Annotated in this window: 11 protein-coding genes; 4 read left to right on the forward strand and 7 right to left on the reverse strand. The window is 61.9% G+C overall.

The features are described 5' to 3' along the window. Nucleotides 1-5 precede the first annotated feature (5 nt). Together IVA95_RS36560 and IVA95_RS36565 are read right to left on the reverse strand one after the other, a co-directional pair. On the reverse strand, nt 6-1,010 hold the full coding sequence (locus IVA95_RS36560) for a glycosyltransferase family 2 protein (RefSeq protein WP_247514917.1): 1,005 nt from the start codon (nt 1,008-1,010) through the stop codon (nt 6-8). A gap of 278 nt (nt 1,011-1,288) precedes the next feature. Then, nucleotides 1,289-4,435 (reverse strand): M10 family metallopeptidase C-terminal domain-containing protein, encoded by a 3,147-nt coding sequence (locus IVA95_RS36565; protein WP_247514918.1) that lies wholly within the window; start codon nt 4,433-4,435, stop codon nt 1,289-1,291. A 343-nt stretch (nt 4,436-4,778) separates the two neighbouring features. Between IVA95_RS36565 and IVA95_RS36570 the strand changes: the two genes are divergently transcribed. From IVA95_RS36570 to IVA95_RS36580, 3 genes are all read left to right on the forward strand, one after another. After that, on the forward strand, nt 4,779-5,972 hold the full coding sequence (locus IVA95_RS36570) for a CoA transferase (RefSeq protein ID WP_247514919.1): 1,194 nt from the start codon (nt 4,779-4,781) through the stop codon (nt 5,970-5,972). 235 nt (nt 5,973-6,207) lie between these two features. Then, a complete protein-coding gene (locus IVA95_RS36575; protein ID WP_247514920.1) occupies nt 6,208-6,684 on the forward strand; it encodes a type II 3-dehydroquinate dehydratase in 477 nt (158 codons plus the stop codon). A gap of 11 nt (nt 6,685-6,695) precedes the next feature. Continuing rightward, nucleotides 6,696-7,355 (forward strand): hypothetical protein, encoded by a 660-nt coding sequence (locus IVA95_RS36580; RefSeq protein WP_247514921.1) that lies wholly within the window; start codon nt 6,696-6,698, stop codon nt 7,353-7,355. Between the two features lie 732 nt (nt 7,356-8,087). Here the strand turns inward: IVA95_RS36580 and IVA95_RS36585 are convergent. The 4 genes from IVA95_RS36585 to IVA95_RS36600 form a co-directional block, all read right to left on the reverse strand. Continuing rightward, complete coding sequence (locus IVA95_RS36585) at nt 8,088-9,599, reverse strand: tripartite tricarboxylate transporter permease (RefSeq protein WP_247514922.1); 1,512 nt, start codon at nt 9,597-9,599, stop codon at nt 8,088-8,090. 123 nt (nt 9,600-9,722) lie between these two features. Continuing rightward, complete coding sequence (locus IVA95_RS36590) at nt 9,723-10,265, reverse strand: tripartite tricarboxylate transporter TctB family protein (protein ID WP_247514923.1); 543 nt, start codon at nt 10,263-10,265, stop codon at nt 9,723-9,725. A gap of 60 nt (nt 10,266-10,325) precedes the next feature. After that, nucleotides 10,326-11,429, reverse strand: coding sequence for an S-methyl-5-thioribose-1-phosphate isomerase (gene mtnA / locus IVA95_RS36595; RefSeq protein WP_247514924.1), 1,104 nt, complete (start codon nt 11,427-11,429; stop codon nt 10,326-10,328). A 41-nt stretch (nt 11,430-11,470) separates the two neighbouring features. Beyond that, the gene (locus IVA95_RS36600; protein WP_247514925.1) at nt 11,471-12,346 is read right to left on the reverse strand and encodes an S-methyl-5'-thioadenosine phosphorylase; all 876 of its coding nucleotides are present in this window, start codon (nt 12,344-12,346) and stop codon (nt 11,471-11,473) included. Nucleotides 12,347-12,437: 91 nt separating this feature from the next. Here IVA95_RS36600 and IVA95_RS36605 point away from each other — a divergent pair, with 91 nt between their 5' ends. Next, entirely contained in the window at nt 12,438-13,088 is a 651-nt protein-coding gene (locus IVA95_RS36605) for a class II aldolase/adducin family protein (protein ID WP_247514926.1), read from the forward strand. Between the two features lie 77 nt (nt 13,089-13,165). On the opposite strand, the gene IVA95_RS36610 is transcribed toward IVA95_RS36605, so the two are convergent. Continuing rightward, nucleotides 13,166-14,152, reverse strand: coding sequence for a tripartite tricarboxylate transporter substrate-binding protein (locus IVA95_RS36610; protein ID WP_247514927.1), 987 nt, complete (start codon nt 14,150-14,152; stop codon nt 13,166-13,168). Nucleotides 14,153-14,419 lie beyond the last annotated feature (267 nt).

Below are 14,419 nucleotides of genomic sequence, written 5' to 3' on the forward strand. Positions count from 1 at the left end.
GATCCTCAACTGCGCTCCTGGCCGGCAACAAATGTTGATTGATGATGGGCGTCAACCGCACCGCCAGCTGAATGGGATTGACCTAGCTTGCGAACCTTCGACTCGGATTGAGCCCGATGGACGCGGCGGACCACCGAATAGGGACGACGCTTTGTCTCGGCTAAAATGTTGGCGATGTAAATGCCGAAAATGCCGAGGATCAGCGTGATCAGACCGCCAAGGAACCAGATCGAAACAATCTGCGACGTGAAGCCGTCCACGCCTATTCCAGCGGCGAAGTAACGACCGACAAAGTAGGCGATGACGGCAAGCGATAGACCGAAGATCGAGATACCGAGGTAGAGGATCAGATAAAGCAACCTCGTCGACGTGGTCGTGAGGAACTTGATCGCCATCTCCGTTCGCATGCGGAACGAGTATGTGGACGGCGAATTGTCGAGCTTGCGGATGACGACGGGAACCTGCCGGTAGCCGGCCAGCTGCATCAGGTGGATCATCATGAATTCGCGGTCGAGATGACGAACGAGCGAACGAACATAGTCGCGCGTCATGAGACGGGCCACCACGTTATTTCGCGGAATCTTCTGATCGCTCAGCGCGTCGATCATTGAGAAGAACAGCTCGCCCGCCACCCGGTCCAGCCATCCGCCTCGCCGGCTTTCCTGAACACCGAACACAACATCGCAGTCGCCCTGCATGAAGCGCTCGTGAAACTCGGTGAGAAGCTCCGGCTCCTCCTCGAGATCGCTGTCGATCAGAAACACGTGATCGCCCGTTGCGTGAGCAAGGCCCGTCATCATGGCCTTGTGATGTCCGAAATTGCGGGCGAGATCCACGACCACCACGCGCGGATCCGCCCCTTGCAGCGCCAGCGCACGAGCAAGGCTGTCGTCCGGTGAACCGTCGTTGACCATTACAAGCTCGATGTCATCAGTGATGAGCTCGGCCGCAGCCAGCGCACGACGGCAAAATTCATCGATCGTCGATGCCGACTGATAGAGGGTCGTCACGATTGACAGTCTCACGCAGCTTCCTTGTCAGATGTCGCGAGCGGCGGGATCTCGTCGGAACTCGCGGACCACGTAGCAAAAAATCCGCTCCCGCGCGCGCCCCACATCATGAATGAGGAACAGACGGCCGCGGCGGATGCCTGATGAATCTGTTCCACGGGCAGTTTAGGCGACCAGGGATAGTCGAATCAAGCGTTCGTCGGGGCAATTGGCCACGTCCGGCGACGCCGGTCTGCTGGAAGGGGGCGCCGGTATTCTTGCTCGCGTTGTTTGTCGTTCTAGTGAAAGATGAAGCCGTCTGCGTTCAGATAGGCGATTTCAGCCTTCGTCGGAGCTACGACGTCAAGATGGTCCCAGCGGATCAGTGCATAGTGCTGCCCGGCCCACTGGAATGCTTGTTGGCTTTGCGCCTCCTGAAGAAGCATCGCCAGTTCGTCACCGACTGCCGGGACCGGCGCTGTCATGCCTACGACGTTCGCGACGTCAAGTCTCAGGTCAGAGGCGAACAAGAACATATCGCCAACGCTCGCCCCGCCTGCCAAAAGCGGCGCAGCATGAAGTCCGACGTAACCGTCGCTGTTCAGGTCCTGCTGGAAGGTGGTTTCAGCTGATTGCAGCACCGTGCTCGATCCCGACATCGCGGAAACGTATGACACGAAGTTGCCGCTGCTGTCGGTGGTCCAGATCGTATACTGATCGTGCGCATTGGCCTTCCAGACGACCTGATAGCCGTTGGAGATCTGCTCACCCGCAATTGGAGACCAGCCGGAAATCTGGCCTTCGACAACCGCCGAGCCGCTATACTTCAGCTGCGGACCGATGCCCGAATTGTAGAGATAGTAGTTGTTGCCGACCTGGGTCAGGCTGGTCAGACCGGCCGACTCGATCGCGTTTCCACTCTGGCTGTTGCCGATGACGCCGTCGCCGTTCAGGTCCTGCTGAAAGGTGGTTTCGGCGTTTTTCAGCACCGAGTTCGATCCCGACATCGCCGAAATGTACGACACAAAGTTGCCGCTGCTGTCGGTGGTCCAGATCGTGTACTGATCGGCCCCGTTGGCCTTCCAGACGACCTGGTAACCACCCGAGATTTGTTCTCCCGCAATCGGTGCCCAGCCCGCGATCTGCCCCACAACCACAGGCGCGCCGCCGTATTGCAGCTGAGGACCTACGCCGGAATTGTAGAAATAGTAGTTGCTTCCCACCTGGGTCAGGCTGGTCATGCCGGCCGACTCGATCACGACGCTCGAAATTCCGATGGTGCCGTCACTGTTCAAGTCCTGCTGGAAGGTGATCTCGGCCGATTTCAGCACGGAGCTCGATCCCGACACCGCCGAAATGTACGACACAAAATTGCCGCTGCTGTCGGCGGTCCAGATCGTGTACTGATCGGCCCCGTTCGCCTTCCAGACGACCTGGTAACCACCCGAGATTTGTTCTCCCGCGATCGGTGCCCAGCCCGCGATCTGCCCCACCACCACGGGCGCGCCGCCGTATTGCAGCTGAGGACCTACGCCGGAATTGTAGAGATAATAGTTGCTTTCAACCTGGGTCAGGCTGGTCATGCCGGCCGACTCGATCACGACGCTCGGAATTCCGATGGTGCCGTCACCGTTCAAGTCCTGCTGGAAGGTGGTCTCGGCCGATTTCAGCACGGAGCTCGATCCCGACATCGCCGAAATGTACGACACAAAATTGCCGCTGCTGTCGGCGGTCCAGATCGTGTACTGATCGGCCCCGTTCGCCTTCCAGACGACCTGGTAACCGCCCGAGATTTCTTCTCCCGCGATCGGTGCCCAGCCCGCGATCTGCCCCACAACCACAGGCGCGCCGCCGTATTTCAACTGCGGGCCTACGCCGGAAGTGTAGAGATAATAGTTGCTTCCAACCTGGGCCAGGCTGGTCACGCCGGCAGATTCGACCACGAGAGGACCAACGATGATCCCGAGCAGATCGGCCGCATTGATCGTAACATTGCCCGCAAGATCGATCGCAAAATCGGCAACCCCGTCCCCGTTGGTATCGCCCTGCAGAGTCGTGAGGCCGGCGGAGCTGTTATAGAAATAGTTGAGTTCGCCGGCCGTGCCGCTGAAGGCGGCGACGGCGATGAACTTGAACTGATCGTAGCTGCCGGTGCTGCTGATAGCATCCAACCCGCTGAGGTCGATGCGATCCGCCCCCGAAACGAAATCGGTGACGCGGTCATGCTGACCATTCGCGGCTGATGTGTCGCCCAGCAGAAATACGAACGTGTCGCCGCTGCTCCCGCCCGTCAGATTGTCGATGCCGGAGCCGCCGATCAGCTTGTCGTTTCCCGCCCCGCCGATCAGCGTATCGCTGCCGCCGCTGCCGGACAGCGTACAGCCGGTGTCGCTTGCCGTCAGCCTGTCGTTGCCGCTGCCGCCAATCGCTTTCTCGATGATTGCGCTGAGCGCGATCCCGATATTGTTGACGAGGCCGCCGACCGACGAGAAGGCGCCGGAGTGCAAATCGATGATCTGGGCCGACGAATAGGCAGAGCAATCGAGCGTGTCGTTTCCGCCACTGTCATAGATCGTCAGCGCCGGCGCCGAAGTGTAGTTGCCGAAATTGAAGACTGGGCCCGCATTGCTGTTGAAGCCGTAGACGGTATCGCCGGTCCTGGTCGAGGTCGCCGCCCCATAGATCGAAGCGATGGCGTAGATATCAGCCATCTGCGGCGTGACCACGTAGCGGTACGAGCTCCCGGAATAATTGTGCTGGCCGAAATACGACATGATCGAATATTGCCAGGTGTCGTTGGCGTAGGTCGCATTGGTCGAATACGACGCGCTGCCGTTGTACGGCCCCTGGTGACCGAGGCCGAGCGCATGGCCGATTTCGTGGATGTAGGTCTGGTAGGCGTAGCTATCGATGCCGGTCTTGCCGTCGTTGGCGCCGCCGTTGGTGGTGACCCAGTCGGTGCTGATGTTGATGATCTGGTAAGAGATCGCGCCGCTCCCCGACCAGCTACCAGTGGCGTAGGCCTGCATCGTACCATCGTGGGTGAACGTGATGTTCGCGGAGCCGGAGGTCTGGACGAAGCTGATGTTGGCAACGTCGGACCACGCCTGCAGCGCCGACAGCGCGAGGAACTGCTCCGCCGAATTCAGGCCGTTGATATTGAAGGTGATGGTGTTGGAAGCCCAGTGATGGGCGATGTTGTTGTTGTATTGCCAAAAGCCGTTGACGAGGTAATTGGCGAGCGTCGCGATCGACGCGACCGGCTTCGCCGCATACACCTCGCCGCTCGACCCGCTGGCGGCATCAACCGCCAGCGGGTAAGGATCGCCGTCATCGCCAAACTCAATGTCGTGCGTCCGATCAGATTGGAGCGCGGCCTCGCCGGCCCCAGGCTCGAACGGCTGGAAAGCCCAGATCTCATCGGAAAGCAGGTCATTCTTCTTCATCGATCAGGCCTGTCGGCAGGTCGTTCGGTTGCGGGAGAATCGCAAAAGCACACGCTAGAATCGCCTTTATTAACGGTTGTTTACTAGCAGGCTTTGTCGCGTGCTTGCTTTACGGTGCATTACGGCGAAAAGCAGAATCCGCGGTCCCACCCCGTAGTCTTGCGGGTCGGATTCCGGCTCTTCGCGCTGGCCGTCTCGCCGATCCAATAAAGGACCTCGCTGCTCCCAACGATTGCCGCCGCCGGGGCGCCGAACAAGCAGTTGGAAATCAGCGCCAGATTTGTTTAAGTCAGGTCGGGCTGCCCCTTCCCACCGCGAAAACCCAAAAAACCAAGGTTTCTCAATGCCTTTCCCACGCGCTTCGCAGGCCCTTTCCCGCTTCACTGTGCTCGATCTAACACGCGTCCGGTCCGGGCCTACCTGCGTGCGGCAACTGGCGGACTGGGGCGCCAACGTCATCAAGATCGACGCACTCCTGGAAGATGGCGGCGGCGAGCAGCCGGGCGGCCCGCGCCATGGCTCGGATTTTCAGAATTTGCACCGCAACAAGCGGGCCATGACGCTGAACCTGAAGGACCCGAAGGGCCTCGAAGTGTTCAAGCGCCTCGCCGCCAAGGCCGACGTAGTGGTCGAAAATTTCCGTCCCGACGTGAAGGCAAAACTCGGCATCGACTACGAGAGCCTGCGCCAGGTCAACCCACACCTGGTTTATGGCAGCATCTCCGGCTTCGGCCAGGATGGCCCCTACCACAAGCGGCCGGGCTTCGATCAGATCGCGCAAGGCATGGGCGGGCTGATGTCGGTCACCGGCGCGCCGGGCCAGGGCCCGATGCGGGTCGGCATCCCCGTCGCCGACCTCACCGCCGGGCTGTTCTGCGCGCTCGGTATCCTCACCGCGCTATTGGAGCGAGACGTTTCCGGCGAGGGTCAGTGGGTGCAGACCTCGCTGTTGCAGGCGCAGATCTTCATGCTGGATTTCCAGGCCTCGCGCTGGCTGATGGAGAAGGAAGTCGCCAAGCAAGCCGGCAACAACCATCCGACCTCGATCCCGACCGGCGTGTTCAAGACCTCCGACGGCTATATCAACATCGCGACCACCGGCGGGCGGATCTGGGAACGCTGCGCGCAGGCGATCGGCGCGCCCGAGCTGATCACCAACCCCGATTACGCCACCGCGCCCGCGCGCTCCAAGAACCGCGACGCGCTAAACGAAGCGATCGGCAAGCTCACCGAAAAGAAATCGACGGAAACCTGGGTCAAGGAATTGAACGAAGCCGGCGTGCCCTGCGGCCCGATCTATTCGATCGACCAGATGTTCGAGGACGCCCAGGTCAAGCACCTCGGTATCGCTCAACACGTGCCGAATGACGAGAACCGCCACATTCAGCTCGTCGGCCAGCCAGTGACGCTGTCGCGCACGCCAAGCAGGATGGCCGCTCGCCCGCCGGAATTCGGCGAGCAGACCGAAGAAGTGCTGGCAGAGTTCGGCTTTGCGAAAGACGAGATCGCGGACCTCAGACAGCGCAAGGTGGTGTAGGCCTCCACCGTCATTGCGAGCGCGACTTGTCCGCCGTAGCTCAACGAGCGAAGCGGAAGCAATCCATTTATCCGCTTGCGGTGAGATGAATTGCTCCGTCGCTTCCGCTCCTCGCAATGACGTCGTGAGGCTTGTGCCCTGCTTCAGAAATCCGTAGGGGGATTGCGGTCCAGCGGCTGACATGCCGCCGCGATTCGCTACACTGCCTTGTCACCAATCCCGTGAAAGGCATTCCATGCGCATCATGATCCTCAATGGCCCGAACCTGAACATGCTCGGCATCCGCGAGCCGCACATCTACGGCTCGACCACGCTCGACGCCATCAAGGCCTCCTGCGAGGAGTTCGCCGCCTTCACCGGCACGCAACTGGCGTTTCACCAGTCCAACCATGAGGGCGAGCTGGTCGACCTGATCCAGTCGGCGCGGACCTCGGCAGACGCCCTCATCATCAATCCCGCCGCCTACTCGTTCACCTCAATTGCGATGTTCGACGCCATGAAGATTTTTGAGGGGCCGATCTATGAGGTGCACATCTCCAACATCCATGCCCGTGACGAGTTGCACCGCCACTCCAAGCTTTCGGCAGCCGTGAAAGGCGTGATCGCAGGCCTCGGCCCCTATGGTTACATCATCGCGATGCAGACCGCACTGCAGGGGGCCGGCCAACTGCCCGCGGCCCTTCCGGCCGCCATGCGCATCGGACCAAAGTAAGGAAGCGCGACATGCAGGGATCCGGCTATCTCGCGATCTGGAGCGATCTGGCGCCGCAGGACGAAACCGACTGGGCGCACTGGATCACGCGCGAACATGCCGCCGAGCGCGTCGGCATCAACGGCTTCCTGGCCTGCCGCATCTTCCGCGCGCTGGGCGCATCGGTGAACCGCTACTTCATCCTCTACGAGCTCGAGGACGAGCGCGTCGTCGGCGGTGCTGATTATCTGGCGCGGCTGAACGCGCCGACGCCGTGGTCGCAACGCATCATGCCCCGGCTCGGCAATTTCGCGCGCGGTGGCGGCCGCGTCGCAGCCTCATCCGGTACCGGCCAAGGCGGCATCATCGCTCCCCTACGCCTCGACACCGCACCCTCCTGGGACGCCGCCACGCTTGTCGCCGAGCTTGCCGGCCTCGACCGCATCATCGCCGCGCGGCTTCTGCTCACCGACATCGCACAGACGTCGATCAAGACCCGTGAGAAAGGCATGCGAAGCAACGACGGCTCCTTCGCCGCTTTGCTGCTGATCGAGGGACTGGACGAGGCCGCCGTCCGCGACGCGCTTCATCATCTCCGCAACACGCTTCCGGTCGAGGATCACGGTGCAATCGACAGTCTGCCGCTCTGCCGGCTGGCGTTCAGCCTGCCGAAGCGGCTCCTGCCGGGTTGAAGAAGGTAACGAAACGAGCTGACGAACTGCGGGCTGATTTGCCGCACGCGCAAGCGCAATTTCATGCAACGGTCTGCGACAAGACAACGCGACGGGCAAATCACTTCTGATTTTCAGAAATCGCGTCAAGCCCAGAATCAAGAAGAATCAGAAATATTTCGCTTAACGTGCAGGGCAAATCATCTGCATAACTCCGTCCGTCTCACGGCAGATGAGGGGCGCTCGCGATCGTCACGAACGTGCGGTGAGATGCGATGGACGTGGAAGGCGCACAAGACGGTGGCGCCTTAAGCGTACGGCGAAGTCGTGTGGTTCTGGCGCCGCGGTGCTGGCGTTAAGTTACGTGGAAGTTTTCCGCGTGGCGACGGTGGCAAGAAAGCCGTTCACCGGGAAGAGCACGAAGTAAGCCGTAAAGCCATTGCGCAGGGAAGGCCGGGATGCTCCCGCTGTACCTGTATGCTCGTGTGCACTTTTGTTTGCGCAAATCGCACACGAGACCGCGGGTGCGGCGCGCACCCGGTCTTCCCTGCGCCCTCTGAAGAAGCGGGCGGGAAGTTGATGGCAAAACTCGCACAGATGATGTGGCGAGATCGCGAACGCACACTCAACTGTCGTCACCCGCGAAGGCGGGTGACCCAGTATCCCAGAGACGCCAGTGATCGAACCGATAAGCCGCAGCGTACTGGATCCCCCGCCTTCGCGGGGGATGACGATCCGTTTCGCGTCGAACGCCTACGCCTTCGCCGGCCGCAATATGCGCGTGACGCTGCCGAACGCCTTGTCGATGACGGGCCAGAACAGCAACACGATCGCCAGCGTTGTGATCGAACCGACCAGGCCGTTCGACCAGAACACCTTCAAATCGCCGCCGGCGCCGATCATCGACAAGCGGAACGCGTCCTCGGCGCGGTTGCCGAGCACCAGCGCCAGCGTGAAGGGCGCGAGCGGAATGCCGATCTTCTTGAAGACGTAACCGACGACGCCAAAGCCCAGCATCAGCCAGATGTCGAAGATCGCATTCTGGATCGCATAGGCGCCGATCGCGCAGGACACCACGATCATCGGTGCGACGGCGGCGAACGGCACCCGCAGGATGGATGCGAAGATCGGCACCGTCGTCAGCACCAGCACGAGGCCGACGACGTTGCCGAGATACATCGACGCGATCAGCCCCCAGACGAAGTCCTTGTGCTCGACGAACAGCAACGGTCCGGGATTGAGCCCCCACACCATCAGCCCGCCGAGCAGGATCGCCGCAGTGCCCGAGCCCGGGATGCCGAGCGCGAGCATCGGCAGCAGTGCTGCCGTGCCGGAGGCGTGCGCGGCCGTCTCGGGAGCGAACACGCCCTCGATGCGGCCCTTGCCAAAACTGTCCTGGTCCTTGGAGAAGCGCTTGGCGAGGTTGTAGCCCATAAAGGACGCGGCAATTGCGCCGCCCGGCGTGATGCCGAGCCAGCAGCCGATGAAGGACGAGCGAAACAGCGTCACCCAGTATTTCGGCAGGTCCTTCCACACCGACAGCACGACGCGCAAGGAGATGCCGGCGGCGTGGCCGCGCAGCGCCAGGCGCTCCTCCATCGTGAGCAGGATCTCGCTGATGCCGAACAGGCCGATCACTGCGACCAGGAAGTTGACGCCGCGCAGCAGCTCGGCCGAGCCGAAGGTCATGCGCAACTGGCCGGACACGGTGTCCATGCCGATGCCCGCGAGCAAGAGACCGAGCGACATCGAAATGACGGTCTTGTGCTTGGCCTCGCGGCCGAGCCCGACAAAGGAGCAGAAGGTGAGCAGATACACCGCGAAGAACTCAGGCGGCCCGAATCTCAGTGCGAACGACGAGATCATCGGCGCCAGGAACGTGATCAGCATCACCGCGACCAACGAGCCGATGAACGACGAAGTGAAGGCCGCAGTCAGCGCTTCCGCCGCCCTGCCCTGCTGCGCCATCGGATAACCGTCGAAGGTGGTCGCGACCGACCAGGCTTCGCCGGGGATGTTGAACAGGATCGAGGTGATGGCGCCGCCGAACAGCGCCCCCCAGTAGATGCAGGACAGCATCACGATCGCCGAGGTCGGGTCCATCGTGAACGTCAGCGGCAAGAGGATCGCCACGCCGTTTGGGCCGCCGAGGCCGGGCAGCACGCCGACAAAGATGCCGAGCACCAGCCCGGTCATCATCAGGAGCAGCGTCTTCCACGTCAGCAGCACGGCAAAACCGTGCATCAAGAGGCCGATGGCTTCCATCAGATGATCCCAAGCATTTCGTCATTGCGAGCGAAGCGAAGCAATCCATGCTGCCGCAGAGGAAGCATGGATTGCTTCGTCGCTTCACTCCTCGCAATGACGGGGCGGGCCATGTCGACGCTACTAGCGGCCGAGCGCCGCTTCGAGCGGGCCCTTTGGCATGATGACGTCGAAGGCCACGTCGAAGGTCACGAACATCGCAGCGGTGAACACGAAGGCGGTGAGCAGCGACTTCCACAATGCGATCTTGCCGACCAGACGCATGAAGCAGGAGATCAAAAGGAAGCTCGCGACATAGAGCCCGAGGAATTGCGTGGCGAGGCAGAACAGAACCGTCGGCACGAACACCGCCATCACGCGGCGAAGCTGCGCTTGCGTCACGAAAGATTCGGAGGCTTCCCGGCGCGACAGGAACGCCGCAACCAGGCCATAGAGGCTGGCGCCACCGAGGATGATCGAGAGATAGAACGGAAAGTAGCCGGACTGCGGGCCGGTGGATTCCCAGCCGGCTCCGGTACGCCAGTTGTCGTACCCGAGCGTCAGCGCCAGCGCGAGAAGCAGAAGACAGGCGACCACGTCGACCACGCGAACGCTGACCACCTGGGGCGAGTCCGCCTCCGGCGCGGTCGGATCCTCGACGACGATTTCGATGTCGGTATTGGACATGAAGACGGTGACCCCCGGTACGACAATCCTAAACGGGGATACGTGCCGACATTGCCGGCGTCAATGTCCAGCGCTGCGCTCCGGGAATGCGCTCGCAAGTGCAGCACGCTCGGGCCGCAGCAGGCCGCGTTCGGTGATCAAGCCCGTCACCAGCCGCGCCGGCGTGACGTCGAAGGCGTAATTGGCAACTGGCGAGCCGTCGGGAACCACGCGCACGGTCTCGACGCGGCCCTCGGCGGTGCGGCCGGTCATGGTCGCCACTTCCTCGGTGCTGCGCTGCTCGATCGGAATCTGCCTGATGCCATCGTCGATGCTGAAGTCGATGGTGGGCGACGGCAGTGCAACATAGAACGGCACGCCATTGTCATGGGCGGCGAGCGCCTTCAGATAGGTGCCGATCTTGTTGCAGACGTCGCCGTTGGCGGCCACCCGGTCGGTGCCGACGATCGCGAGATCGACCATGTGGTGCTGCATCAGATGGCCGCCGGTGTTGTCGGGGATCACCGTGTGCGGCACGCCGTGGTGCCCGAGTTCCCAGGCCGTCAGCGAAGCGCCCTGGTTGCGCGGCCGGGTCTCGTCGACCCAGACATGGACCTTCAGACCGCTATCATGGGAAAGGTAGATCGGCGCCGTGGCCGTGCCCCAGTCCACCGTCGCGAGCCAGCCGGCATTGCAATGGGTCAGGATATTGATCGGCTCGCCTGGCTGCTTCGTTGCCGCGATCTGTTCGATCAGCGCCAGACCATGCCGTCCGATCCCCTGGTTGATCGCGACGTCCTCCTCGGCGATTTCGCCGGCGCGCTGGTAGGCTGCCGCGACGCGTTCCGACGCCGGCAGCGGCCGAAGCAAGCGTGCCATCTCGTCGAGCGCCCATTTCAGGTTGATTGCCGTCGGCCGGGCCGCCAGCAGCATGGCATAGGCGCGATCGAGCGTCGCATCGGAAGCGTCAGTGCGCATGGCGAGCGCCATGCCGTAAGCCGCGGTCGCGCCGATCAGCGGCGCGCCCCGCACCAGCATCGAGCGGATCGCCTCGGTCGCATCCGCGGCGCTTGCGATGCGCGCCACCACGAATTCATGCGGCAATCGCCGCTGGTCGATCGCGCCGACCGTCCAGCCGTCGTGCTCAAGCCAGATGCTGCGAAAATGCCGGCCATCGACCTTCATGTCCTATGCCCTTCGCGTCGTGCACCCGCTGGAATACATCCTCACGATCGTAGCACCCTTCCGGCCACGGCATCGAGCTTGGCGAGCAATTTTGCATCGCGCGCTTCCGGCGCCGTGATCAGCGCGGTGTCGAGCGCCTTGTCCGAGCCGATCGGGCACGGCTCATGCTCGCGCGGGAAATCCCGGGCGAGACGCGCAACCAGCGCCTTGGCCTTGCCGGCATTCGAATTCAGCACGCGAATGATGTCCTGCACGGTGACCGCCTCATGATGAGGATGCCAGCAATCGTAATCGGTGACCATCGCCACGCTGGCGTAACAGATCTCGGCCTCGCGGGCGAGTTTTGCCTCGGGCATGTTGGTCATGCCGATCACCGAATGACCCTGCGCCTTATACATCAGACTCTCGGCGAGGCTGGAAAATTGCGGCCCCTCCATACAGACATAGGTGCCGCCCCGCACCGCCGCGATCCCCTCGGCCTCAGCGGCTGCAGCCAGATGCACGTGCAGCCGCGGCGAAACCGGATGGGCCATCGAGACATGGGCGACGCAACCCTTGCCGAAGAACGAGCTCTCCCGGCGGTAGGTGCAGTCGACGAACTGATCGACCAGCACAAACGTGCCGGGCGGCAGTTCCTCCTTGAAGGAGCCGCAGGCCGAGAGCGAAACCAGGTCGGTGACCCCTGCCCGTTTCAGCACGTCGATATTGGCGCGGTAGTTGATGTCGGAGGGCGAGAGTACATGCCCCTTGCCATGGCGCGGCAGGAACGCGACCGGCAGCCCGGCGATGATACCGCGCATCAGCGGCGCGGACGGCTCGCCCCAGGGGCTCTGAATCGTCTCCTCGTGGACATCCTCCAGCCCCGGCAGGTCGTAGATGCCGGATCCGCCGATGATGCCAAGCACGGCGCGCGTCATGACCTCTCCCAGTCAGCAATTCTAGAGACATGTTCGACTATACTGCGACGCAATATTCAAGCATTGTCCGCGGGCTGCAAGAGGGTTCGAAATGCCGACCACGAAAGACCGGGAAAAACGCCAGTCGATCATCGATGCCTGCCTGCGCATGAATGCGCTCGGCATCAATCAGGGGACGTCAGGCAATATCAGCCTGCGCCATGGCGATGGCATGCTGATCACACCGACCAGCACGCCCTACGAAGCGATGAAGCCAGAGCAAATCGTCTACATGCATCTCGACGGCAACCACGATCCCGGCCATCGGCCGTCGAGCGAATGGCGCTTTCACCGCGACATACTCAAGGCACGCCCGGAGGTGCAGGCGATCGTCCACGCCCATCCGCCCTATTCGACCATGCTGGCGATCATGGGCAAGGAGATTCCGCCGGTGCATTACATGGTCGCCGTCGCCGGCGGCGATACCATCCGCTGTGCGCCATACGCGACGTTCGGCACCCAGGAGCTCTCCGAACACGCCGTACGCGCGCTGGAGGGACGGCTGGCCTGCCTGCTCGAACATCACGGCATGATCGCGATCGGGCCATCGCTGGCAAAGGCGATGTGGCTTGCGGTCGAGGTCGAAACGCTGGCGCGGCAATATCACGGCTGCCTGCAGATCGGCACGCCGCCACTCCTGTCAAAGGAAGAAATCGAGAAGGTCCGCCTCCGCATGGCCGGATACGGCCACGCGGAGGAGTAACGATTGCCATAGCGTTTTCGAGCGAAGTGGACACCGGTTCGCGTGAAGAAAACGCGTCAAAAAAACAACCAAGCCAGTTACTTCGCGACGAAGCCCGCTTCCTTCATCAGCGAGGCATTCAGCTTGTCATCCTCTTCGAGGAATTTCAGCATATCCTTGCCGGTGAGGAAGATCGGCTTGAGCGCCTGCTTCTCCATGTAGTCCTTGTATTCCGGCGTCTGGGTCAGCTTCTGGAACAGATCGACATAGAACCCCTGCTGCTCCGGCGTCACCTTGCCGGGCAGGAACATCGCGCGCAGCATCAGGTACTGCACGTCGAGCCCTTCCTCCTTGCAGGTCGGGATGTCGTTCCAGGATTGCGTCTCTGTCACCTTGGTCTTGTAGGAGATGCGCTCCTTGTCGAACACGCACAGCGCGCGGACCTGACCGGCGCGCCAGACTTCGAGGTTTTCGGACGGGTTATTGACATTGGCTTCGGTGTGCTTGCCGACAAGCTGCGTCGCCGCCTCGCCGCCGGACTTGTAGGGCAGATAGGAGAATTTTGCGCCGGTCTTCTGCTCCATGAACACGGTGAGCACATGGTCCTCGCGCTTGGAGCCGGTGCCGCCCATCTTGAACGGCGAGCTCGCCGCCTTGGCGGCCGAGATGAAATCCTTCACCGTCTTGGGGCCGTCGGCATTGTCCCACAGCACGAACTGGTCGAGCGCGACCACCGACACCGGCGTCAGGTCACGCCAGTTGAACGGGATCTTGGCCGACAGCGGCAGCATGTAGATCAGGGAATAGGCGATCAGCACCTTGTTGGGATCGCCGTCGCTGGATTTCATGTACATCAGCGCCTCGGCGCCGGACGCCCCGCCCTTGAGCGATACAACCACCGGCTGCTTCATCAGGTTGTTCTTTTGGATCGCCGACTGCATCATCCGCGCCATCTGGTCGGAGGCACCGCCGGCGCCGGCCGCGACCACGATTTCGACCGGCTTGGTCGGCTCCCAAGCGGCAAACGCAGGGGTGGTTGCGATCATGGCCGTCAAGGCGGCCGCAGCTTTGAGGATCTGTCCCACGAGTTTCTTCCCTATGTATTTGCAAGACCTGGAAAATCAGATCTGTCTGTTGCCACATCTTGCGAGCGAACCGGTCAGAGTTCAAGCTGCACCGCAATGTGCCGCGCATGACTTTCGCATGAGGTGCAAATCCTTCCCAGTAGGAGGGCCTGCGGCTACGAACAGCCGAATTCAATCTCGCCGCTTTTCCGTTGTGCGGCGGCGAGTGGGCCCGTTTAATGCCCGCTACAAGCAGCATCAGGAGGAGATACTGAATGAGAAGGATTG

Source organism: Bradyrhizobium sp. 157 (genome assembly GCF_023073815.1).
In the GTDB taxonomy this organism is placed as follows: domain Bacteria; phylum Pseudomonadota; class Alphaproteobacteria; order Rhizobiales; family Xanthobacteraceae; genus Bradyrhizobium.